Source organism: Cronobacter sp. EKM101R, from assembly GCF_963888145.1.
Lineage (GTDB): Bacteria > Pseudomonadota > Gammaproteobacteria > Enterobacterales > Enterobacteriaceae > Cronobacter > Cronobacter turicensis.
Map to the genome: position 1 here is coordinate 1 of NZ_CAWPHW010000072.1, position 22,972 is coordinate 22,972.

Consider the following 22,972-nt stretch of genomic DNA (forward strand, 5'->3'; position numbering starts at 1 on the left):
ATAACAACGTGTTGTTGAAGGTGCCCGGTAACAGCGATGCTCTGCCATCTGCGTTCATGCTTACCGGCAGTGGTCAGTTGGTTCAGTCAGGTGTTGAAGGCAGGACGTGGGTGGCGGCCAGTGGTGGATATGGCGCTCTGAGAGCGCAGAACGTAACTGAAATGCGAACAACCTAAAAATGTTGCTGAGGATTATTCGATGGCGATTACTGCGACTGTTACTCCCGGCGAAACCTGCCGTGTGAAAATAGGTCAGGAACCCGTTCAGATAACTGACGGAACTATGCATGCATTTGTACAGCCCATGGCTGGGAGCATGGCATCTCCGCTGCAATTTCGTGCTTCGGCAATGCGTCCTGAAGTGGATTCAGCCTGGCATACGCTTTCGACAACGATTGCTGTTAGTCCACCGCTTGTACTCTGGTGTCGTGTTGCGGAGGGAGAAACTAATGTTGTCGTCACATCCTGGCATGGATAGTCCGGTAGTTCTGTCATCGAAAGGGCACGGGTCCTTTCCAGAACCTTGAGCGCCGAGGGGCGGCGACCTCGCGCGTTTTCACTATTTATGAAAATTTTCAGGGAAAAAGCAGATCCGTTCTTCTTCTGGCTAACCTGTTGTTTCACAATTTTTTATTTGGAAAAAGAAAGGATCAGGCCGTGGCGATTTTTTGCTAAAAAAAGCGTTTTAAGATCCTTTCTTGTTTTTATGAGGGATTTGTATTGTGAAGGTTAACAAAAAGAAACTTGCTGAGATTTTTGAGTGCGATGTCAGAACAATCACCGGCTGGCAAAGTCAGGGGCTGAAGGTTTTGTCAGGGGGAGGTAAAGGCGTTGAGGCTATGTTCAATTCTGCTGAAGCAATTGAGTGGTACGCGCAGCGGGAAAAAGACATCGAGAATGCAAAGCTTCGTCAGGAAAATGCAGATCTCCGAGCGGCGGCTGAATCTGATTTACAACCCGGTACCATCGATTATGAGCGCTATCGACTTACTAAAGCGCAGGCTGACGCACAGGAACTGAAGAATGCCCGAGAGGAAAGCCTGGTACTGGAAACTGAACTATTTACCTACATTCTGCAACGTGTGGCACAGGAGATATCGGGGATCCTTGTGCGTGTGCCGCTGACATTACAACGGAAATATCCGGACATCTCGCCGGCACATCTTGATGTGGTGAAAACTGAAATCGCGAAAGCCTCCAATGTTGCAGCTAAAGCCGGTGAGAACGTAGGCAGGTGGATCGATGATTTCAGACGCACAGAAGGCGGCTAACGCAGTCGGTGCGATAGCTACAGGTCTTTTATCCCTCAACATTCCGGTTCCCCTTACGGTCGTTCAGTGGGCAGATCGGCATTATTATTTGCCGAAAGAGTCTTCATACACACCCGGAAAGTGGGAAACACTACCATTTCAGATTGCCATCATGAACAGTATGGGCAATGACCAGATTCGCACCGTTAATCTGATTAAATCGGCACGTGTGGGCTACACCAAAATGCTGCTGGGGGTGGAAGCTTATTTTATTGAGCACAAATCCCGTAACAGCCTGCTTTTCCAGCCGACGGATTCTGCAGCCGAAGATTTTATGAAATCCCATGTTGAGCCGACGATAAGGGATGTTCCTGTATTGCTGGAGCTGGCTCCATGGTTCGGGAGAAAGCATCGCGACAATACGCTTACCCTGAAACGTTTTTCATCGGGAGTGGGATTCTGGTGCTTGGGCGGTGCTGCCGCCAAAAACTACCGTGAAAAATCTGTGGATGTGGTCTGTTATGACGAACTCTCCTCGTTTGAACCGGATGTGGAAAAAGAAGGTTCACCGACGCTGCTTGGCGATAAACGTATTGAAGGTTCGGTATGGCCTAAATCTATACGCGGATCCACGCCAAAAATAAAAGGCTCTTGCCAGATTGAAAGGGCCGCGAATGAATCTTCGCATTTCATGCGGTTTCATGTGCCGTGTCCGCATTGTGGTGAGCCCCAGTATCTGAAGTTTGGCGATGATGCCACGCCGTTTGGCCTGAAATGGGAAAAGGGGAGACCGGAAACGGTGTATTACCTGTGCGAGCATAACGGCTGTGTCATCCATCAGTCTGAACTTGACCAGAGCAACTGTCGCTGGATCTGCGAGAACACCGGTATGTGGACACGGGATGGCCTGACCTTTTACAGCGCGGGTGATGAAGAGATACCGCCACCGCGCACAATCTCGTACCACATCTGGACGGCCTACAGCCCGTTCACCACCTGGGGGCAGATTGTTTATGACTGGTTGGATGCGCTAAAGGATCCGAACGGCGTTAAAACTTTTATTAACACCACGCTGGGCGAGCCGTATGAAGAGGCTGTGGCGGAAAAACTGAGTTTTGAACTGTTGCTGGAAAAAGTCAGTCATTACGGTGCGCAGGTTCCCATGCGTGTGGTTTATCTGACCGCCGGGATCGACTCCCAGAAAAATCGCTATGAAATTTATGTCTGGGGCTGGGCGCCAGGTGAAGAAGCCTTTCTGGTTGATAAGCAGATCATCATGGGGCGACCGGAGGATGAAGATACTCTCCAGCGCGTTGATGCGGTGATCAGAAAAAAATACCGTCATGCTGACGGCACAGAAATGTTCGTTTCTCGTGTCTGTTGGGATACCGGCGGTATTGATCAGGACATCGTGTATCAGCGCTCCAGAAAGCACGGCACTTTTTTTGTGCTCCCTATTAAAGGGGCGTCAGTGTACGGCAAGCCGGTGATCACCATGCCCAAAAAGCGAAATCACCGCGGAGTGTTTTTGTGTGAGGTGGGCTCTGACACTGTCAAAGACATGCTGTATGCCCGTTTTGCCCTTCCGGTGGTCTCTGTCAGCGAGGCTGCGCCATATACCTTTCATTTTCCGGATAACCCGGATGTTTTTTCAGCTGTTGAGGCGAAGCAGCTGGTGGCAGAAGAACTGGTCGAAAAGGTGGTTAACGGGCGGGTGAAACTGCTGTGGGATAAAAAAGGGCGGCGCAATGAAGCTCTGGATTGTCTGGTATATGCCTATGCAGCGTTACGAATTTCAGTGCAGCGGTGGCAACTGGACCTTGACGCGCTGGCCCGTGCCAGAAGAGATGAGCAGGCCGAAGATGATATGAGTCTGGAAGAAATCGCGGCTGCACTGAGTGGAGGATAAACGATGATTTATACGCATGAAATGCTTTGCGATGCCCGCCGCGCGTTACATGAACTGATGATCGGTCGGACTGTGGTTTCTGTCAGCAAGGATGGCAGGCAGGTTCAGTATTCGCGGGCAACAATTGGTGAGCTGCGACAATATATTGAAGAACTGGAAAGCGCGCTTGGCGTGGCTGGACGCCGCCGTGGCCCCGTGGGAGTGGGACTATGAACGCGGAACTGGTGGATATTCATGGGCACCCCCTGCGGCAGAGCATGGGGTATTCCGGTAGTGGCACCGGATTTGGCGGGCAGCTTGCAGAATGGTTGCCTGTGCCGGAAAGTGCTGATGTAGCGCTGCTACCCTCCATCCAACTGGGTAACGCTCGCGCCGATGATCTGGTTCGCAATAACGGTATAGCCGCCAATGCTGTGGAAATTCATAAAGATCATATCGTCGGAAACATGTTTCGTCTGAGTTACCGGCCAAACTGGCGCTGGCTGGGTATGTCGGAATCGGATTCCAACGCCTTTATCGAGGATGTTGAGGATGCCTGGATGGAGTATTGTGACCCGACATTTGGCACGATGGATGTGGAGGGGCGGCGCTCTTTCACCGAGTTTATTCGTGAAGGCGTGGGGGTCCACACTTTCAATGGAGAGATTTTTGTTCAGCCGGTATGGGACGCTGAGTCAACCACGTTATTCAGGACAAAATTCAAAACCATCAGTCCGAAACGTATCAGTTCGCCTGGTTATGGCATCGGCGATCGTTTTATGCGTGCTGGGGTGGAAATCAACCGACACGGAAAGGCGCTGGCCTACCATGTTCAGGATGATGACTGGCCCGGCTACAGCGTCAGCAAATGGACGCGGATTGCGGCCACACTTCCCTCTGGGCGGCCGGGAATGATTCATGTGTTTCAGCCCATGGAGGACGGTCAGACACGCGGCGCCAATCAGTTTTATTCCGTAATGGAACGCCTCAAGATGCTGGATACGCTGCAGGCAACGCAGCTGCAGTCGGCTGTGGTGCGGGCCATGTATGCTGCCACTATTGAGTCCACGTTGGATTCGGAAAAAGCGTTTGAATATATCGCCGGAGCAGGTGAAGGCGGTAAAAACCCTCTGACCACTATCATGAAAGGTTATGCGCGTTATTACGCTGTCAACAAAATTAAGATTGGCGGTGTGCGTATACCGCACCTTTATCCGGGGGATTCACTGAATCTGCAGACCGCGCAGAATGCAGATAATGGTTTCTCTGAACTTGAAAAAGCGCTGTTACGTTACATTGCAGCCGGTCTTGGCGTGTCGTATGAGCAGCTTTCACGTGACTATTCTCAGGTCAGTTATTCCAGTGCCAGGGCCTCAGCCAATGAGTCGTGGCGGTATTTTATGGGGAAACGAAAATTTGTGGCCAGCCGCCTGGCATCACAAATGTTTGCCTGCTGGCTTGAGGAAGCATTGATTCGGGGAGTGATTCGCCCGCCGAAATCCCGTTTTTCATTCTGGGAGGCTCGTTCCGGATGGTGTCGTGCTGAGTGGATAGGCGCCGGTCGCATGGCGATTGATGGCCTCAAGGAAGTGCAGGAGGCGGTGATGCGCATTGAAGGCGGCCTGAGCACGTACGAGAAGGAACTGGCACTGATGGGGGATGACTATCAGGAAATTTTCAGCCAGCAGTTGCGGGAAAGCCAGGAGCGACAGGCTGCCGGTCTTCCGCGGCCTATCTGGATAAAGGACACATTTCAACAGCAGATCCGACAGGCCACGGGAGAAAAAGGCGATGCGTCGTAATTTATCGCATATTGCCGCAATGGCATTTAATGAGCCGCTATTACTGGAACCCGCCTATGCGCGGGTTTTCTTTTGCGCGCTGGGTAAGGAAATTGGGGCGGGCAGTCTTGCTGTTCCGCAGCAGGACGTCCAGCTGGATACAGACGGTATGCAACTGGCGGTAACCGACTACATGGCTTGCGGTCAGCGTCCGGTAAAGAGCTACCAGGTGAAAAATGGTGTCGCCATTCTGCCTGTCAGCGGAACGCTGGTACATAAACTGGTAACGCTTCGTCCTTTTTCCGGTATGACTGGCTATGACGGCCTGACGGCTCGTCTTCAGCAGGCGGTAAATGATCCGGAGGTGCGTGGCATCTTGCTGGATATAGACAGCCCCGGCGGGCAGGCCGCTGGGGCTTTTGACTGCGCTGACATGATTTACCGTTTGCGGGAACAGAAGCCTGTGTGGGCATTATGTAATGACATGGCCTGTTCAGCAGCCATGTTGCTGGCGTCAGCGTGTACCCGTCGCCTGATTACGCAGACGGCAAAAATTGGTTCGATTGGCGTGATGATGGCGCATACCAGTTACGAGAAACAACTAGCGCAGGAAGGGGTGGACATTACGCTCATTTATTCCGGGCATCACAAGGTTGATGGCAACAGCATTCATGCGTTACCAGCAGGTGTGCGTGATGATTTTCAGCGCCGTATTGATGAAGCGCGTCAGATGTTTGTCGACAAGGTGGCACTTTATACGGGGCTGAGCGCTGAGGATGTCATGAAAACGGAAGCCGCCGTTTATGACGGTCTGGCCGGAATTGATATCGGGCTGGCTGACCAGTTAATTAATGCAGCAGACGCTGTCGATGTGATGGTTTCTGCGCTGAATAAATCAGTTACACAGGAGGACAGGATGACAGTTAAAAATCTCACCGTTGCTGAAGCGGTAGCCCAGGAAAATCAGCGGGTGATGGGGATACTGAATTGTCAGGAAGCCAAAGGACGCGAACAACTGGCGCAGGAGCTGGCCGGACTGCCTGGAATGACGGTTGAGCAAGCGAAAACGCTGCTGGCGGCGGCCCCTGCGGCAGGTTGCGCCGGCGCTGGCGAACAAATTATGGCGTTGCCTGAAGCGAAAGGACGCGAACAACTGGCGCAGGAGCTGGCCGGACTGCCTGGAATGACGGTTGAGCAAGCGAAAACGCTGCTGGCGGCGGCCCCTGCGGCAGGTTGCGCCGGCGCTGGCGAACAAATTATGGCGTTGCCTGAAGCGAAAGGACGCGAACAGCTGGCGCAGGTGCTGGCCGGACAGCCCGGAATGACGGTAGAGCAGGCCAAAACGCTGCTGGCGGCAGCACCCCAGGCATCGCAGCTGACCCAGGAAAATCTGTTTGATCGTTTTATGGCGCAACATTCTCCCTGTGCGGTCTCTGGTGGAGGTGCTGCCGGAAGCGGGGAGGAAAATATGCTGTTAAGCATGCCTTAAACGGCAACAGCGATTCAGATAAATCAGGGGTTTGTGAAAAATGATTGAAACCATAACAGAAAAGCGCGCGGATGCGCGTATTTTTGCCGGAAGCGATCCCGCGTATACCGCAACAGCCAGCAGTGGCATCAGTGAGGCCACGCCCGCCCTGACTCCGCTGATGCTTGATGATACCAACGGTAAACTGGTTGTCTGGGACGGTCAGAAAGCCGGAACGGCAGTGGGGGTGCTGACGCTGGCACTTGCCGGGACTGAGTCCACGCTGACGTATTACAAAAGCGGTACGTTTGCTACTGAATCGCTGCTCTGGCCTGATTCGGTCGATGCAGTGAAAAAAGCAAACGCGTTTGTGGGCAGTGCTGTCAGCCACGTCTGACAGTGAAGAGCTTAACTGAAAAAAAAGGGTCGCGATGCGACCTGTTTGTGTTTTAAAGGAAAGAAAAATTATGGGGTTATTTACCACGCGTCAGCTGCTCGGCTACACCGAGCAGAAAGTGAAATTCCGTGCGCTATTTCTGGAGTTGTTCTTTCGTCGCACCATCACTTTCCATACTCAGGAAGTGATGCTGGATAAAATCACCGGAAAAACGCCGGTGGCGGCGTACGTATCACCCATTGTGTCAGGTAAAGCGCTGCGCAGTCGTGGTGGTGAAACCCGAGTGTTACGTCCTGGCTATGTGAAGCCGAAACACCGCTTTGATTATCAGCAGGCGGTGGAACGTCTGCCGGGAGAAGATCCGGCCCGTCTTAATGATCCTGCCTACCGCCGTCTGCGTATCCTGACCGATAACCTGAAACAGGAAGAGCAGGCCATTGTACAGGTGGAAGAAATGCAGGCTGTTAGTGCTGTTCTGCATGGTAAGTACACCATGAGCGGTGAGCAGTTTGAAACAGTGGAAGTGGATTTTGGGCGCTCAGTTGACAATAACATCACGCAGGCGGGGGGGCGTGAATGGTCACAGCAGAACGCTGACACCTTTGATCCGACACATGATCTGGACACGTACTGCGATTTTGCATCCGGGACGATCAATATCGCCATTATGGATGGCACGGTCTGGCGTATGCTGAACGGCTTTAAACTGTTCCGTGAAAAACTGGACACCCGTCGTGGTTCTAAATCTGAGCTGGAAACTGCACTGAAAGACCTGGGTTCTGTGGTTTCATTTAAGGGTTATTACGGCGATTTGGCCATCGTGGTGGCCAAAACGACTTATGTCGATGAAGAAGGGAATGAGCAGCGTTATCTGCCGGAAGGCACCCTGATTCTGGGCAACACGCAGGCCGAAGGGGCTCGTTGCTATGGCGCGATCCAGGATAACCAGGCGCTGAGCGAAGGGATTACTTCTGCAACTCGTTATCCGAAACACTGGGAGGAAGTGGGTGATCCTGGCTGCGAATATACCATGACGCAGTCTGCGCCTTTGATGGTGTTGCCGGACCCGGATGCGTTTGTGGTGGTTCAGGTTAAATGAGGTAAAGGCGGGATAACCCCGCCTTTTTCTTTATGTATACGGGATATGCGAGATGACAAAAGAGCAGATGACTGAACGCCTGAAAGCGCTGGCGGTAATACTGGGGCGTGAGGCCGAAATTTCAGGTTCAAAAGCCGATCTTGAGCAGCGCCTGGCGGAATGGGAAGAGGAAGCCGCGGGCTACGATGAGGAAGGGACTGGACAGGATGATACGCATGATGAATCCGTGGAGGAGCACCGTGAGGAGGCGTATTCTGAGCGGACTCCTGTTCGTTTACGGATGCTGAAAACGGCACATATGCCAGCCTGTGATGCCACGACAGGGAAAATGCTGACGTTTGCGCCTGCCGGACGCGTTGTTCTGGTCAATGCATCGGTGGTGCCAGCATTGCTGGCTGACGGACTTGCGGAAAAATTCGGGAGTGGCGATGTCTGACAATCTGTTCGATGCTGCCCTTGCCCGCGCAGACGAAACGATACGCGAGCACATGGGAATGTCAGCCACCATGACATCCGGTTATCTGTTTGGTGCTGTGATTCGTGGTGTTTTTGATGACCCTGAAAATATCAGCTATGCCGGACCGGGCGTGCGCGTTGAAGGCTCCAGCCCGTCCCTGTTTGTCCGGACTGATGATGTGCGGCAGCTGCGGCGCGGAGACACGCTGACCATCGGTGAGGAAAACTTCTGGATAGACCGGGTTTCGCCGGATGATGGCGGAAGCTGTCATCTCTGGCTGGGGCGGGGTGTGCCGCCTGCCGTTAACCGTCGCCGCTGAAAGGAGGACGTATGGTCATAAAAGGTCTTGAGCAGGCCGTTGAAAACCTCAGCCGTATCAGCAAAACGGCGGTGCCCGGTGCCGCTGTAATGGCCATTAACCGCGTTGCTTCTTCCGCGATATCGCAGTCGGCATCACAGGTTGCCCGTGAGACAAAGGTACGCCGGAAACTGGTAAAGGAAAGGGTCAGCCTGAAAAAGGCCACGGTCAAAAATCCACAGGCCAGAATTAAGGTTAACCGGGGGAATTTACCCGTAATAAAGCTGGGCAATGCACGGGTTGCATTGTCCCGACACAGGCGTCGTAAAAAGGGGCAGCGTTCATCCCTGAAAGGTGGCGGCAGCGTTCTTGTGGTGGGTAACCGTCGTATTCCCGGCGCGTTTATTCAGCTACTGAAAAATAGCCGGTGGCATGTCATGCAGCGTATGGACGGAAAAAAACGTTACCCCATTGATGTGGTGAAAATCCCGATGGCGGGGCCGCTGACCACAGCATTTAAACAGAATATTGAACGGATTCGGCGTGAACGTCTTCCGAAAGAACTGGGCTATGCGCTGCAGCATCAGCTGAGAATGGTGATAAAGCGATGAAACATACTGATATCCGTGCAGCCGTACTGGATGCACTGGAGAATCATGATACTGGGGCGACGCTTTTTGATGGTCGCCCCGCTGTTTTTGATGAGGCGGATTTTCCGGCGATTGCCGTTTATCTCAGCGGTCCTGAATATACAGGTGAAGAGCTGGACAGCGATACCTGGCAGGCGGAGCTGCATATTGAAGTTTTCCTGCCTGCTCAGGTGCCGGATTCAGCGTTGGATTCGTGGATGGAGTCCCGAATTTACCCGGTGATGAGCGATATCCCGGCGTTATCAAATTTGATCACCAGTATGGTGGCCTGCGGCTATGACTACCGGCGCGATGATGCGGGGCTGTGGAGTTCGGCCGACCTGACTTATGTCATTACCTACGAAATGTGAGGACGATATGCCTTTACCAAATCCAACAATGCCGGTGAAAGGTGCCGGGACCACCCTGTGGGTTTATAACGGGAGCGGCGATCCTTATGCGAACCCGCTTTCAGACGCTGACTGGTCGCGTCTGGCAAAAGTAAAAGATCTGACTCCCGGCGAACTGACAGCTGAGTCCTATGACGACAGCTATCTCGATGATGAAGATGCTGACTGGACAGTAAGTGGTCAGGGGCAGAAGTCTGCTGGGGATACCAGTTTCACGCTGGCATGGAAACCGGGGGAGCAGGGACAACAGGAGCTGCTTGCCTGGTTCGGTAGTGGCGAAGTCCGTGGCTATAAAATTTGCTTCCCGAACGGTACGGTCGATGTGTTCCGTGGCTGGGTCAGCAGCATCGGTAAGGCGGTGACGGCGAAGGAAGTGATCACCCGCACGGTGAAAGTGACCAATGTGGGACGTCCATCGATGGCAGAAGATCGCAGCACGGTGACAGCGGCAACCGGAATGACGGTGACGCCGGCCAGCGCCACGGTAGTGAAAGGGCTGAGCACCACGCTGACCGTGGCATTCCAGCCTGAAGGTGCAACCGACAAGAGCTTCCGGGCGGTATCTGCGGATAAAACTAAGGCCATCGTGTCGGTCAGCGGCATGATCATCACTGTTAAAGGTGTCGCAGCAGGTAAGGTAAATATTCCCGTCGTTTCCGGTAATGGTGAGTTTGCTGTAGTTACACAAATCACCGTTACCGAAGCGGTGGGATGAGTCGGAGAGTAAGATATGTTCCTGAAAACAGAACAATTTGAATATAACGGCGTAGCCGTGACGCTTTCTGAACTGTCAGCGCTACAACGCATTGAGCATCTTGCCTGGCTGAAACAGCGGGAAAAATCGGCTGAATCCGGTGTCATCCCGGAGGTTACTGTGGAGGATCTCATCAGGGTTGGGGCGTTACTGGTTGCGATGTCCCTGTGGCATAACCACCCGCAGAAGACGCAGATCGCCTCCATGAATGAGGCGGTTATGCAGATTGAGCAGGAAGTGCTGACCACCTGGCCTGCTGAGGCAATTGCGCTGGCAGAAAACGTGGTGATGCGTCTGTCCGGTATGTCAGAGCCAGCCATAAACGATATGACAGAGCAGGCTGAGGGAGGCGATTCTGGTGAGCCTCTTACTGCGGGAAAGCGTTCGACGGTGAGCTGAGTTTTGCCCTGAAACTGGCGCGTGAGATGGGGCGGCCCGACTGGCGCGCCATGCTTGCCGGGATGTCATCCACTGAATATGCCGACTGGCACCGTTTTTACAGTACACATTATTTTCAGGATGCTCTGTTGGATATGCATTTTTCCGGGCTTACGTACACCATACTCAGCCTGTTTTTCAGCGATCCGGACATGCACCCGCTCGATTTCAGTCTGCTGAACCGATGTGAGGCTGGAAAAGAGACTGAAGATGATGTGCTGATGCAGAAAGCGGCAGGGCTTGCAGGCGGCGTTCGTTTTGGTCCGGACGGGAACGAAATCAGCCGTGCTGCTCCTGATGTGGAGGATATAACGGAGGAGGACGCAATGTTGATGATGGAATCTGAGGGGATAGCAGGAGGAGTCCGGTATGGCTGAACCGGCAGGCGATCTGGTCGTTGATTTAAGTCTGGATGCCGCCAGATTTGAAGAGCAGATGGCCAGAGTCAGGCGTCATTTTTCCAGTACGGAAACTGATGCGAAAAAAACAGCTGCGGTTGTTGAACAGTCAATGAACCGGCAGGCGATGGCTGCACAGAAAGCGGGGATCTCCGTCGGGCAGTATAAAGCCGCCATGCGAATGCTGCCTGCGCAGCTCACCGACGTGGCCACGCAGCTTGCAGGGGGGCAGAATCCGTGGCTCATCCTGCTGCAACAGGGGGGGCAGGTGAAGGACTCGTTCGGCGGGCTGATCCCCATGTTCAGGGGGCTTGCCCGTGCGATCACCCTGCCGATGGTCGGTGTCACCTCGCTGGTGGTGGCAACCGGTGCGCTGACGTATGCCTGGTACCAGGGCGACTCAACCCTGTCCGATTTCAACAAAACGCTGGTCCTTTCCGGTAATCAGTCGGGTCTGACAGCCGATCGTATGCTGGTTCTGTCCAGAGCGGGGCAGGAGGCAGGGCTGACGTTTAACCAGACCAGCGAGTCACTCAGTGCGCTGGTTAATGCTGGGGTACGAAGTGAGGCTCAGATTGCATCCATCAGTCAGAGTGTAGCGCGTTTTTCTTCTGCATCGGGCGCAGAGGTGGATAAAGTCGCAGAAGCCTTCGGAAAGCTGACCACAGACCCGACTTCTGGTCTTATTGCAATGGCCAGCCAGTTCCATAACGTAACGGCGGAGCAGATTGCGTATGTTGCTCAGTTACAGCGTTCCGGCGACGAGGTTGAGGCACTAAAGGCCGCAAACGAGGCTGCAACGAGAGGGTTTGATGACCAGACCCGACGCCTGAAAGAGAACATGGGCACTCTGGAGACTTGGGCTGACAGGACTGCACGGGCATTCAAATCCATGTGGGATTCGGTGCTGGATATTGGCCGTCCTGATACTGCTCAGGAGATGCTGATTAAGGCAGAGGCAGCGTTTAAGAAAGCGGACGACATCTGGAATCTGCGCAAGGATGATTATTTTGTTAACGATGAAGCGCGGGCGCGTTACTGGGATGATCGTGAAAAAGCCCGTCTTGCGCTTGAAGCCGCCAGAAAGAAGGCCGAGCAGCAGGCCCAACAGGACAAAAACGCGCAGCAGCAGAGCGAGACCGAAGCGTCACGGCTGAAATATACCGAAGAGGCGCAGAAGGCTTACGAACGCCTGCAGACGCCGCTGGAGAAATATACTGCCCGTCTGGAGGAGCTGAATAAGGCGCTGAAACACGGGAAAATCCTGCAGGCAGATTACAACACGCTGATGGCGGCAGCGAAAAAGGACTATGAAGAGACGCTGAAAAAACCGAAGCAGTCCGGCGTGAAGGTGTCTGCGGGTGATCGTCAGGAAGACATTGCTCATGCTGCCCTGCTGGCGCTTCAGGCAGAACTCCGGACACTGGAGATGCATGCCGGAGCGAGTGAGAAAATCAGCCAGCAGCGCCGGGATTTGTGGAAGGCGGAAAGTCAGTATGCGGTACTGGAGGAGGCTGCGCAACGTCGCCAGCTGTCTGCACAGGAGAAATCCCTGCTGGCGCATAAAGACGAGACGCTGGAGTACAAACGCCAGCTGGCTGCACTTGGCGATAAGGTCACGTATCAGGAGCGCCTGAATGCGCTGGCGCAGCAGGCAGAGAAATTCGCACAGCAGCAGCGGGCGAAACGCGCGGCTATTGATGCAAAATCCCGTGGTCTGACTGACCGGCAGGCAGAGCGGGAAGCCACAGAACAGCGCCTGAAGGAACAGTATGGCTATAATCCGCTGGCGCTGAATAACGTCATGTCAGAGCAGAAAAAGACCTGGACGGCTGAAGACCAGCTTCGTGGGAGCTGGATGGCTGGCCTGAAGTCCGGCTGGAGCGAGTGGAAAGAGAGTGCCACGGACAGTATGTCGCAGGTAAAAGGTGTGGCAACGCAGACCTTTGATGGTATTGCGCAGAATATGACGGCGATGTTGACCGGGGGAGAACAGAACTGGCGCAGCTTTACACGTTCGGTGCTGTCGATGCTGACGGAAATCCTGGTAAAACAGGCAATGACCGGGCTGGCCGAAAGTGCCATCAGCACTCTTGGTGGCGCCGTCGGTAGCTTCAGTTTTGCTACAGGTGGATTTACCGGCAGCGGCGGAAAATTTGAGCCAGCCGGGATAGTTCATCGTGGTGAGTTTGTCTTCACAAAGGAGGCAACCAGCCGGATTGGTGTGGGTAATCTCTACCGTCTGATGCGCGGATATGCCACTGGAGGTTATGTCGGTACATCGGGCAGCATGGCGGACAGTCGGTCACAGGCGTCCGGGAAGTTTGAGCAGAATAACCATGTGGTGATTAATAACGACGGCACGAACGGCCAGATAGGGCCACAGGCGCTGAAGGCTGTTTATGACGTAGCCCGCAAGGCTGCGATAGATGTTGTGACCGGGCAAATGCGTGATGGTGGCATCTTATCGGGAGGCGCTCGATGAAAATTTTCAGGTGGAAAGTGAAGCCAGGTATGGATGTGGCTTCGGAACCGTCGCTCAGGGAGGTGCGTTTGGGCGATGGTTATTCTCAGCGTGCGCCTGCCGGACTGAATGCAGATTTGAAAACGTACAGCGTGACGCTTTCAGTTTCCCGTGACGAAGCCACTGCGCTGGAGTCATTTCTGGCAGAACACGGTGGCTGGAAAGCCTTTCTCTGGACACCGCCTTATGGCTACCGGCAGATAAAAGTGACCTGCGCAAAGTGGACATCGCGGGTCAATATGTTGCGTGTTGAGTTCAGTGCGGAGTTTAAACAGGTGGTGAACTGATGCAGGATATTCGGCAGGAAACACTGAATGAATGCACCCGCGCGGAGCAGTCGGCCAGCGTGGTGCTCTGGGAAATCGATCTGACAGAGGTCGGTGGTGAACGTTATTTTTTCTGTAATGAGCAGAACGAAAAAGGTGAGCCGGTCACCTGGCAGGGGCGGCAGTATCAGGCCTATCCCATTCATGGAAGCGGATTTGAGATGAACGGCAAAGGAGCCAGTGCCAGGCCAACGCTGAAAGTCTCTAATCTGCACGGCATGGTCACCGGGATGGCGGAAGATCTGCAGAGTCTGGTTGGCGGAACGGTGGTCCGGCGTAAAGTTTACGCACGTTTTCTGGATGCGGTGAACTTTGCCAACGGAAACAGCGACGCCGATCCGGAGCAGGAGGTGATCAGCCGCTGGCGCATTGAGCAGTGCAGCGAACTGAGTGCGGTCAACGCGAGCTTTGTGCTGTCCACGCCGACTGAAACGGATGGTGCTGTTTTTCCGGGGCGCATCATGCTGGCCAACACCTGCACCTGGACCTATCGCGGCGATGAGTGCGGTTATCACGGTCCGGCGGTCGCTGATGAATATGACCAGCCGACGTCCGATATCACGAAGGATAAATGCAGCAAATGCCTGAGTGGCTGTAAGTTCCGCAATAACGTTGGCTACTTCGGCGGATTCCTTTCCATTAACAAACTTTCGTGAGAGATGTATGCCCCGTTATGGGTTTTCGGTAAAACATAGCGATGGTCTTGTTATGACCATTACCGACGATAGCACGTTATGCAAAATGAATGGTACTTCCCTTGTGGGTCAGGAAGTCACTTTTAAGAATATGATGAATAATAATAATATTAGTCAGGCAACCTGTCGTACGGGTATCACAGTATTGCCAGACTATGATTGGCTTATATCACTAAGCCAGAGTGTCTGGTTTGACTGGGCAAGGGTGGTTATGTTCCCGTTAACTACAGGACCCGGTGGTTATACGCGTGTCACAGCAAGGCTGGATGCAAACAGGGAAGTCCTGATCGACTATCACTATACGTGGCGTGAAAACTACAGGATTGAAGGGAGTGTCTTAGCACGCGATCATATTTTTGGGAAATTGCGCAGCCAGGTTATTTCATGGCCTGTCAATACCAGAGGGAATAATTCGCGCTACGGGATCCAGTTGGGCGGACTGAATAAACTGTTTGTTATTCCGGAGCAGTCACAGATCAGCCATCTTCATTTCAAGGGAGATGTGACGATTTACCAGGGTTGGACACCATCAATGATAGATCCACGCCTGACGATGAATAACTGTATCTGTTTTTTTTATGTGAACGATCCGGATCTGGCTATTGGTGTTCGGGTCGGCGGAGACAGTTACAGTGTATGGGGGCGGAGCGGAGATAAGTATGGTGTTAGCCTCAGTTCTGCCCGGGTGAAACTCTGTATTTTTGCCAACCTCGATCCAAGACCGCCGGAGCGGTATGGAGTAAGCATCAGGAAAAATGGGCGGTTATTGTGGAACTCAACTCAGGATCCTCTTATTCGCCCCGCAATTGTCGATATGAGTCATGGCCTTCATTTCAGCGAAGGTCGTTTTGTTCGAACGCCGGTATCCACTCCATTTCGTCGCCCTATGTTTGCCCCTGCCTGTATTGGTAGTGGCGTAGGGAATGTCACCCATTACAACGGTAGTATAAGCGGCGCGGACAAGTTCAAGCCCACCTTCAGCACATATGTTTCCAGTAATGGCAACGGACTCTGTCATGCCTTTGGTGGGCGTGAGTCGGATATGTTTGGTGATTATGCGTTTGGTATTGCGGCATGGAACCACAATGAGGTTATAACCAGTACGCTTCCTGTGCTGGTCATTGATGGCGAGGATTTTTTCCGGTTCTGACGAAAGGCATTTCAATTTTATGATTAAGGATATTTTGGCTCATGCCGAAAGGTGCGAGCCTGCAGAGTCTTGTGGCTTCGTGGTGAGAAAGCCGGAGGGTGAGAAGTATCTCCCCTGCGAAAACCTGTCGGCAGAACCAGGGATGTATTTTCGCATGTCTCCGGAAGAGTGGGTTAGGGCAGAAAGACAGGGTGAGATTGTGGCACTGGTCCACAGCCACCCCGGTGGGCTGCCCTGGCTGAGTGAGGCCGACCGGCGGCTGCAGGTGCAGAGTGATTTACCGTGGTGGCTGGTCTGCCAGGGCGCGATTCATAAATTTCGATGCGTGCCGCATCTCACCGGGCGGCGATTTGAGCACGGTGTGATGGACTGTTACACGCTGTTCCGTGATGCCTATCATCTGGCAGGAATAGAGTTGCCGGATTTTGAGCGTGAGGAAGACTGGTGGCGTACAGGTCAGAACCTCTATCTGGATAATCTGGAGGCGACAGGGTTTTACCGTGTCACTCAGTCAGAAGCGCAGCCGGGAGATGTACTGGTGTGCTGCTTTGGCGCATCGGTGCCAAATCATGCTGCCATCTATTGCGGCGATGGTGAGCTTTTGCATCACATCCCTGAACAACTGAGCAAACGAGAGAGGTATACCGAAAAATGGGAACGTCGCACACATTCCCTCTGGCGGCACCGGGCATGGCACGCATCTGCCTTTACGGGGATTTGCAACGATTTGGCCACCGCATCGATCTGCGCGTGAAAACGGGGGCGGAAGCTATCCGGGCGCTGGGCATACAGATCCCGGCGTTTCGTCAGAAACTGAGCGACGGCTGGTATCAGGTAAGGATTGCCGGTCGTGATGCAGGCGAAGCAGAATTATCTGCTCGTCTGAATGAACCTCTGGCCAGTGGAGCCATAATTCACATTGTTCCACGTCTGGCTGGCGCAAAAAGAGGTGGTGTTTTTCAGACGGTGCTCGGCGCAGCGCTGATTGCGGTAGCGTGGTGGAACCCCGCGGGCTGGCTGGGCGCAGCAGCTGTTTCGGGCATGTATGCAGCTGGCGCCAGTATGGTTCTGGGCGGTGTGGCGCAGATGCTGGCACCGAAAGCCCGGGCGCCCACGGCAGCCAGTACAGATAACGGCAAACAGAACACCTATTTCTCCTCGCTGGATAACATGGTTGCCCAGGGCAATGTTTTGCCTGTTCTGTACGGTGAAATGCGTGTGGGGTCGCGCGTGGTATCTCAGGAAATCAGCACGGCAGACGAAGGGGACGGTGGTCAGGTTGTGGTGATTGGTCGCTGATGAAAAACGTTTTATGTGAAACCGCCTCCGGGCGGTTTTGTCGTTTATGGAGCGTGAGGAATGGGTAAAGGCAGCAGTAAGGGGCATACCCCGCGCGAAGCGAAGGACAACCTGAAGTCCACGCAGTTGCTGAGTGTGATCGATGCCATCAGTGAGGGGCCAATTGAAGGGCCTGTCAACGGCCTGCAGAGTGTTCTGATCAACAATACCCCCGTTCTGGACAATAGCGGTGGCACGAATATACACGGGGTAACCGTAGTATACAGAGCCGGAGAGCAGGAGCAGACACCTCCGGAAGGATTCGAGTCATCTGGCTCAGAAACCGTACTCGGAACAGAGATAAAATACGATAATCCCGTCACCCGGACTATCGCGTCTTCCAACATTGACCGCCTGCGTTTTACGTTTGGCGTTCAGTCACTGGTCAGTACAAACTCAAAGGGTGACAGGAATCCCTCGGAAGTTCGGCTGCTGATCCAGCTCCAGCGCAACGGGGCATGGGTAACGGAAAAAGACATTACCATTAAGGGCAAGACCACCTCGCAGTATCTGGCTTCGGTGGTGGTGGATAATCTCCCGCCGCGCCCGTTCAATATCCGTATGCGCAGGATGACGCCTGACAGCACTACAGACCAGCAGCAGAACAAAACCATCTGGTCGTCATTTACCGAAATCATCGATGTTAAACAGCGCTACCCGAACACAGCGCTGTTTGGTGTGCAGGTGGATTCGGAACAGTTCGGCAACCAGCAGGTGAGCCGTAATTATCATCTGCGCGGGCGCATTCTGCAGGTACCGTCGAACTATAACCCGCAAACGCGGAAGTACAGCGGCATCTGGGACGGGACGTTTAAACCGGCATACAGCAACAATATGGCCTGGTGTCTGTGGGATATGCTGACCCACCCGCGCTACGGCATGGGTAAACGTCTTGGTGCAGCGGATGTGGACAAATGGGCGCTGTATGTCATCGGCCAGTATTGTGACCAGTCGGTGCCGGACGGCTTTGGTGGCACGGAGCCGCGCATCACCTGTAATGCTTACCTGACCACGCAGCGTAAGGCGTGGGATGTGCTGAGTGATTTCTGCTCGGCGATGCGGTGTATGCCGGTATGGAACGGACAGACGCTGACGTTCGTGCAGGACCGGCCGGCGGATAAGGCGTGGACCTATAACCGCAGTAATGTAGTGATGCCGGATGATGGTGCGCCGTTTCGCTACAGCTTCAGCGCCCTGAAGGACCGCCATAATGCCGTTGAGGTGAACTGGATTGACCCGAATAACGGCTGGGAAACGGCGACAGAACTCGTGGAGGACACGCAGGCCATTCTCCGTTACGGTCGTAATGTCACGAAGATGGACGCCTTTGGCTGTACCAGCAGGGGACAGGCGCACCGTGCCGGGCTGTGGCTGATAAAAACGGAGCTGCTGGAAACGCAGACCGTGGACTTCAGCGTTGGAGCCGAAGGGCTCCGCCATGTGCCGGGGGACGTCATTGAAATCTGTGACGATGACTATGCCGGGATAAGCATGGGCGGGCGCGTGCTGGCGGTGAACAGCCAGACCCGGACGCTGACGCTCGACCGTGAAATCACCCTGCCATCTTCCGGCACCACGCTGATAAGTCTGGTTGACGGGCAGGGGAGCCCGGTCAGCGTGGAGGTTCATTCCGTCACTGACGGTGTGAAGGTGAAAGTGAGCCGGGTTCCTGACGGAGTTGCCGAATACAGCGCGTGGGGGTTGAAGCTGCCGACGCTGCGCCAGCGTCTGTTCCGCTGCGTGAGTATCCGGGAAAACGATGACGGTACGTATGCCATTACCGCCGTGCAGCATGTACCGGGAAAAGAGGCCATCGTGGATAACGGGGCGCATTTTGACGGCGACCTGAGCGGTACGGTAAACGGTGTCACACCGCCAGTGGTGCAGCATCTGACAGCAGAAGTCTCCGCAGACAGCGGACAATATCTGGTACTGGTGCGCTGGGACACGCCAAAAGTGGTGAAGGGCGTGAGCTTCATGCTTCGTCTGACGGTGACTGCCGATGACGGCAGTGAACGGCTGGTCACAACGGCCAGAACGACGGAAACCACTTACCGGTTCACACAGCTGACGCTGGGTAGCTACACGCTGACGGTTCGGGCGGTCAATGCCTGGGGTCAGCAGGGAAATCCGGCATCGGTTTCTTTCAGAATTGCGGCTCCTGCTGCACCGTCGCATATTGAACTGACGCCGGGATATTTTCAGATAACAGCAACGCCACATCTTGCGGTTTATGACCCGACTGTACAGTTTGAATTCTGGTTCTCAGAAAAGCAGATTGCTGATACCAGGCAGATTGAAACAACTGCCCGCTATCTGGGAATGGCGTTGTACTGGATAGCCGGCAGTATAAATATTAAGCCTGGCCGGGATTATTATTTTTATATCCGGAGCGTGAATACCGTCGGGAAATCAGCGTTTGTGGAAGCTGTTGGCCAGCCGAGTAACGATGCATCCGGTTATCTGAATTTTTTTAAAGGCCAGATAACGGAATCCCATTTAGGTCAGGAGTTACTGGATAAAGTTGAACTGACGGAGGATAACGCCAGCAGACTGGAGCAGTTCTCAAAAGAGTGGAAAGACGCTAACGACAAATGGAACGCCATGTGGGGCGTTAAAATTGAGCAGACGGAGGATGGCAGGCATTACGTTGCCGGACTGGGCCTTGGTATGGAGGATACTCCCGAAGGTAAGTTAAGCCAGTTTCTGGTTGCTGCAAACCGGATCGCCTTTATTGATCCTGCAAATGGCAATACATCGCCGATGTTTGTGGCACAGGGTGGACAGATCTTTATGAATGAAACCTTTGTTAAGTCGATGAATGTCAATGGGCGATTTATTGTAACGCCTGCAGGCGATGTCACTATTCTGGCAGATCCGCGGCGGAAATCAGGACTACGGATGAACAACCAGCTTATACAGATTAATGATGACAGAGGGGAATGGGTGATAAAAATCGGCGATTTATGGCAGCAACTATAGGGTTTAAGAATCCGCATCCTGGCGGTTTTTTTTGGAGATATTATGGCCATTAAAATTTCCGGTGTTCTTCTGGATGGCGCAGGCCTTCCTGTTGCTGGCTGTCGTATTGAATTGCGGGCCAGGAAAACCAGTCCCACGGTAGTGGTGCATGTCGCCTCTTCAACACTGACTGCGAAAAATGGGCAATACAGCATAGATGTAGAGCCTGGTTACTACGACGTTACATTATGGCGGGATGGATACCCGCCGATACGTGCTGGTGATATTTGTGTAACCGAAACGGATAAGCCAGACACGCTAAATGCATTCCTGGATGCACCGACAGAGGCAGATCTTCGTCCTGAGGTAATGAAACAGTTTGAAGAAATGCTGAAAGAGGCAGCGCGTAATGCAGCATCTGCGTCACAGTATGCAGCTGATGCAAAGACATCAGCTACCGATGCCAGCACATCTGCCGGGCTGGCTGCAACCCATGCGAGTGAGGCCTTAGATTCAGCAGGCGCAGCCAGTACATCGGCCGGACAGGCCGAGTCGTCGGCACAGTCCGCGTCCTCCAGCGCAGCAACAGCATCAACAAAGGCAGCAGAAGCGTCAGAGGGTGCCTCAGCCGCTAAAACGTCAGAGACGAATGCTGTTGCGTCACAACAATTGGCAGCCACATCTGCATCCGTTGCTGCTGAAAAGGAGATTGAGGCTGAAAAGCATGCGGCGTCTGCTAAAGAAAGTAAAACTGCTGCAGAGTTCGCAGCTGAGAGGGCTACTTCTGCTGCTCAAAATGCGGCTGTTGATGCCGCAGCTGCAACAGCAACACAATTGCGCAACGAAGTTCGTGAGGAGATAGACAGGGCCTCGGGGCTGGCAGAAAGGGCCGAAGCAGCAAACGAGGGCGCCTGGCAGGCCCTTGCTGAGGCACAGGAAATAGCCAAAACACCCGGGCCTCCTGGTGATAAGGGAGACAAGGGTGACAAAGGAGACAAGGGTGACAAAGGAGACAAGGGTGACAAAGGAGACAAGGGGGAGGGGATTGCACCAGACGGCGTATTGCGGACTACACCGATGGGCACTGATTTCAACGATGTTGGTAAGGGGACATATGCCTATCCATTATTAGGACAGGAAAACAGTAACGCCGCCGCAGTAAGTAATCACCCCATTCCCGGTTCAACAGGTAACGCAGCCTGGGGGATTGTGTGGGCTGCCCCCCGAGTCCGCTACCCCGCTCAGATTTTCATGAATTATGAAGGCCAGATGATGTCCCGCATCTGCGCAAACTATGGCTGGTCGGCCTGGTGGCAGTTCGCCGGCAAACCACTCAGTGAGTATCCGGGGACGTATCTGTTTAGTGTGACGACGGCTGCTGTCAGTTATATGCGGGAAGTTTCCGGCAGCACGCTGACACCACCGCGGGCGGGTACCTGGTTTGCACTTGGGGATGCAGCAGCAAATGGCTCAACATTATTTCAGAGGGTAAGGTAATGGAAGCAGTGAACTTTATTACTGCGGTCAGGAATGCCGCGTACAACGAATATGGTGCTATCACCTGCGAGGTTCAGTTTGAGGGGACCGTGGATGCCAGGGGGGAGCCTGTATGGTCTCCCTTTACGGCCACCTCCCTGGATGTAACGGACTATGGACGACAGCTTTACCACGCTCTGGTAAATGGCGAGTATGGCGAAATCCCGCCATTCGTCGCCACACCAGAGATGCTGGAAAGAGCAAGAGCAGCCAGGCGTGAAGAGATTAACCTCTGGCGTGACCAGCAGGAGAATATCGAATATCTCATGGAGTTTAACGGCCGTCGCTGGGATTTCGGTAAGCGTACAAAGGAACGAATTTCAACCTCGCTGACTGTTGCCAGAAGCGGGCAACTGCCTGATGGTTTTGCGTGGACCGACGGCGACAACAATATCGTGCCCGTCACTGCGGCTGAGTTGTTAGCTCTGGGGGATGCCATCGAGCTGGCGATGTTCAACAAAGGGGTTGAAATCAATACGCGTCAGTTGCAGATGAAGGCTGAAGTCTGCGCGCTGCAAACGCTGGAGGAAATACGTAACTACAGAGTTGGGTGGCCTATTGAGCTGGTTTAAGTTTTGCTTCATAGCGGCTGAATGTTAAAAACGGCCGCTAATAACATTTTGGGGAATACAGATACATTTTTTATCCATGGACAACTCTCCCATCGTATCTAAAAAATGAGGGGGATGAAGCCCGGGATAAATCAGATTGATCGTTTGTGTATCCCGGGGCGAAGAGTATATTATATAAAAGAGGAAAGTACGGGGAGGCCTTCAGTCAGTTGGTCAAAAGAATGATATTTAACAAGCTGCCTTCGGCAAAACTCAGCGGAAGGGCTACTATCCGCTGAATGCAAAAAAATAATATTTATATCATAACTTAGTTTGTTGTGCATCTGAACGGGGCAGGCCAGGAAATTATCATTTCTGTAACGGTTATTCAGGAACCAGAATCCTTCATACCCTAAATGGCCAAGGAAAACGGCCACTTTTTCCGTAACATCTTTTTCCACGGCCTCACAAAATATAGCCGGACGGTTTTTAGTGATAGTGTTACAGGCTCCCTGAAGGCATTTCATTTCATGGCCTTCGACATCGATTTTTATTAGGTCTATATGCAGAGGGCTATTTTTTAGAACTGAATCGATGGATACCATTTCAATGGATTGATATCGTG

Annotated in this window: 23 protein-coding genes and 1 pseudogene; 23 read left to right on the plus strand and 1 reads right to left on the minus strand. The window is 53.4% G+C overall.

What is annotated here, in order from left to right; genetic code table 11:
• Positions 1 to 721: 721 nt before the first annotated feature.
• From AACV31_RS22355 to AACV31_RS22465, 23 genes and pseudogenes are all read left to right on the plus strand, one after another.
• The gene (locus AACV31_RS22355) at positions 722 to 1,270 is read left to right on the plus strand and encodes a terminase small subunit (RefSeq protein ID WP_165156294.1); all 549 of its coding nucleotides are present in this window, start codon (positions 722 to 724) and stop codon (positions 1,268 to 1,270) included.
• Positions 1,242 to 3,158 (plus strand): phage terminase large subunit family protein, encoded by a 1,917-nt coding sequence (locus AACV31_RS22360; RefSeq protein ID WP_165156292.1) that lies wholly within the window; start codon positions 1,242 to 1,244, stop codon positions 3,156 to 3,158. The genes AACV31_RS22355 and AACV31_RS22360 overlap by 29 nt, the downstream gene beginning before the upstream one ends.
• A 3-nt stretch (positions 3,159 to 3,161) precedes the next feature.
• Positions 3,162 to 3,371 (plus strand): phage head-tail joining protein, encoded by a 210-nt coding sequence (locus tag AACV31_RS22365; protein ID WP_165156290.1) that lies wholly within the window; start codon positions 3,162 to 3,164, stop codon positions 3,369 to 3,371.
• On the plus strand, positions 3,368 to 4,939 hold the full coding sequence (locus tag AACV31_RS22370) for a phage portal protein (protein ID WP_165156288.1): 1,572 nt from the start codon (positions 3,368 to 3,370) through the stop codon (positions 4,937 to 4,939). The genes AACV31_RS22365 and AACV31_RS22370 overlap by 4 nt, the downstream gene beginning before the upstream one ends.
• Positions 4,929 to 6,407 carry a S49 family peptidase gene (locus AACV31_RS22375; protein WP_166337095.1) on the plus strand — a complete coding sequence of 493 codons (1,479 nt, stop codon included), beginning with the start codon at positions 4,929 to 4,931 and terminating at the stop codon, positions 6,405 to 6,407. Before AACV31_RS22370 ends, AACV31_RS22375 begins: the two co-directional genes overlap by 11 nt.
• 40 nt (positions 6,408 to 6,447) lie before the next feature.
• Positions 6,448 to 6,783: a head decoration protein gene (locus AACV31_RS22380; RefSeq protein WP_165156284.1), complete on the plus strand. Its 336-nt coding sequence runs from the start codon at positions 6,448 to 6,450 to the stop codon at positions 6,781 to 6,783.
• A 70-nt stretch (positions 6,784 to 6,853) separates the two neighbouring features.
• The gene (locus AACV31_RS22385) at positions 6,854 to 7,882 is read left to right on the plus strand and encodes a major capsid protein (protein WP_165156282.1); all 1,029 of its coding nucleotides are present in this window, start codon (positions 6,854 to 6,856) and stop codon (positions 7,880 to 7,882) included.
• A 52-nt stretch (positions 7,883 to 7,934) separates the two neighbouring features.
• Positions 7,935 to 8,318 carry a DNA-packaging protein FI gene (gene gpFI, locus AACV31_RS22390; protein WP_165156280.1) on the plus strand — a complete coding sequence of 128 codons (384 nt, stop codon included), beginning with the start codon at positions 7,935 to 7,937 and terminating at the stop codon, positions 8,316 to 8,318.
• Positions 8,305 to 8,658 carry a head-tail joining protein gene (locus tag AACV31_RS22395; RefSeq protein WP_165156278.1) on the plus strand — a complete coding sequence of 118 codons (354 nt, stop codon included), beginning with the start codon at positions 8,305 to 8,307 and terminating at the stop codon, positions 8,656 to 8,658. The genes gpFI and AACV31_RS22395 overlap by 14 nt, the downstream gene beginning before the upstream one ends.
• 11 nt (positions 8,659 to 8,669) lie before the next feature.
• Positions 8,670 to 9,248, plus strand: coding sequence for a phage tail protein (locus AACV31_RS22400; RefSeq protein ID WP_165156276.1), 579 nt, complete (start codon positions 8,670 to 8,672; stop codon positions 9,246 to 9,248).
• Positions 9,245 to 9,637 (plus strand): phage minor tail U family protein, encoded by a 393-nt coding sequence (locus tag AACV31_RS22405; RefSeq protein ID WP_165156274.1) that lies wholly within the window; start codon positions 9,245 to 9,247, stop codon positions 9,635 to 9,637. Before AACV31_RS22400 ends, AACV31_RS22405 begins: the two co-directional genes overlap by 4 nt.
• Before the next feature lie 7 nt (positions 9,638 to 9,644).
• On the plus strand, positions 9,645 to 10,391 hold the full coding sequence (locus AACV31_RS22410; RefSeq protein WP_165156272.1) for a phage tail protein: 747 nt from the start codon (positions 9,645 to 9,647) through the stop codon (positions 10,389 to 10,391).
• A gap of 15 nt (positions 10,392 to 10,406) precedes the next feature.
• A complete protein-coding gene (gene gpG, locus AACV31_RS22415; RefSeq protein WP_165156270.1) occupies positions 10,407 to 10,829 on the plus strand; it encodes a phage tail assembly chaperone G in 423 nt (140 codons plus the stop codon).
• 26 nt (positions 10,830 to 10,855) lie between these two features.
• Entirely contained in the window at positions 10,856 to 11,245 is a 390-nt protein-coding gene (locus AACV31_RS22420) for a phage tail assembly protein T (protein WP_165156268.1), read from the plus strand.
• Positions 11,238 to 13,751, plus strand: a complete 2,514-nt coding sequence (locus AACV31_RS22425; protein WP_165156266.1) for a phage tail tape measure protein — start codon at positions 11,238 to 11,240, stop codon at positions 13,749 to 13,751. Before AACV31_RS22420 ends, AACV31_RS22425 begins: the two co-directional genes overlap by 8 nt.
• A complete protein-coding gene (locus AACV31_RS22430) occupies positions 13,748 to 14,077 on the plus strand; it encodes a phage tail protein (protein ID WP_165156264.1) in 330 nt (109 codons plus the stop codon). Before AACV31_RS22425 ends, AACV31_RS22430 begins: the two co-directional genes overlap by 4 nt.
• A complete protein-coding gene (locus AACV31_RS22435) occupies positions 14,077 to 14,772 on the plus strand; it encodes a phage minor tail protein L (RefSeq protein WP_165156262.1) in 696 nt (231 codons plus the stop codon). Before AACV31_RS22430 ends, AACV31_RS22435 begins: the two co-directional genes overlap by 1 nt.
• 52 nt (positions 14,773 to 14,824) lie before the next feature.
• Complete coding sequence (locus tag AACV31_RS22440; RefSeq protein ID WP_165156260.1) at positions 14,825 to 15,961, plus strand: hypothetical protein; 1,137 nt, start codon at positions 14,825 to 14,827, stop codon at positions 15,959 to 15,961.
• A 19-nt stretch (positions 15,962 to 15,980) separates the two neighbouring features.
• A complete protein-coding gene (locus tag AACV31_RS22445) occupies positions 15,981 to 16,715 on the plus strand; it encodes a C40 family peptidase (protein WP_165156258.1) in 735 nt (244 codons plus the stop codon).
• Positions 16,613 to 17,260 carry a tail assembly protein gene (locus AACV31_RS22450; RefSeq protein ID WP_165156256.1) on the plus strand — a complete coding sequence of 216 codons (648 nt, stop codon included), beginning with the start codon at positions 16,613 to 16,615 and terminating at the stop codon, positions 17,258 to 17,260. Before AACV31_RS22445 ends, AACV31_RS22450 begins: the two co-directional genes overlap by 103 nt.
• Before the next feature lie 60 nt (positions 17,261 to 17,320).
• Positions 17,321 to 20,164: pseudogene (locus AACV31_RS22455) on the plus strand (host specificity protein J); the annotation flags it as partial.
• A 159-nt stretch (positions 20,165 to 20,323) separates the two neighbouring features.
• A complete protein-coding gene (locus tag AACV31_RS22460) occupies positions 20,324 to 21,757 on the plus strand; it encodes a prophage tail fiber N-terminal domain-containing protein (protein ID WP_165156254.1) in 1,434 nt (477 codons plus the stop codon).
• On the plus strand, positions 21,757 to 22,368 hold the full coding sequence (locus tag AACV31_RS22465) for a DUF4376 domain-containing protein (protein ID WP_165156252.1): 612 nt from the start codon (positions 21,757 to 21,759) through the stop codon (positions 22,366 to 22,368). Before AACV31_RS22460 ends, AACV31_RS22465 begins: the two co-directional genes overlap by 1 nt.
• Before the next feature lie 170 nt (positions 22,369 to 22,538).
• Here AACV31_RS22465 and AACV31_RS22470 read toward each other — a convergent pair.
• A partial coding sequence (locus AACV31_RS22470; protein WP_166337097.1) for an FkbM family methyltransferase occupies positions 22,539 to 22,972 on the minus strand: 434 nt, incomplete at its 5' end.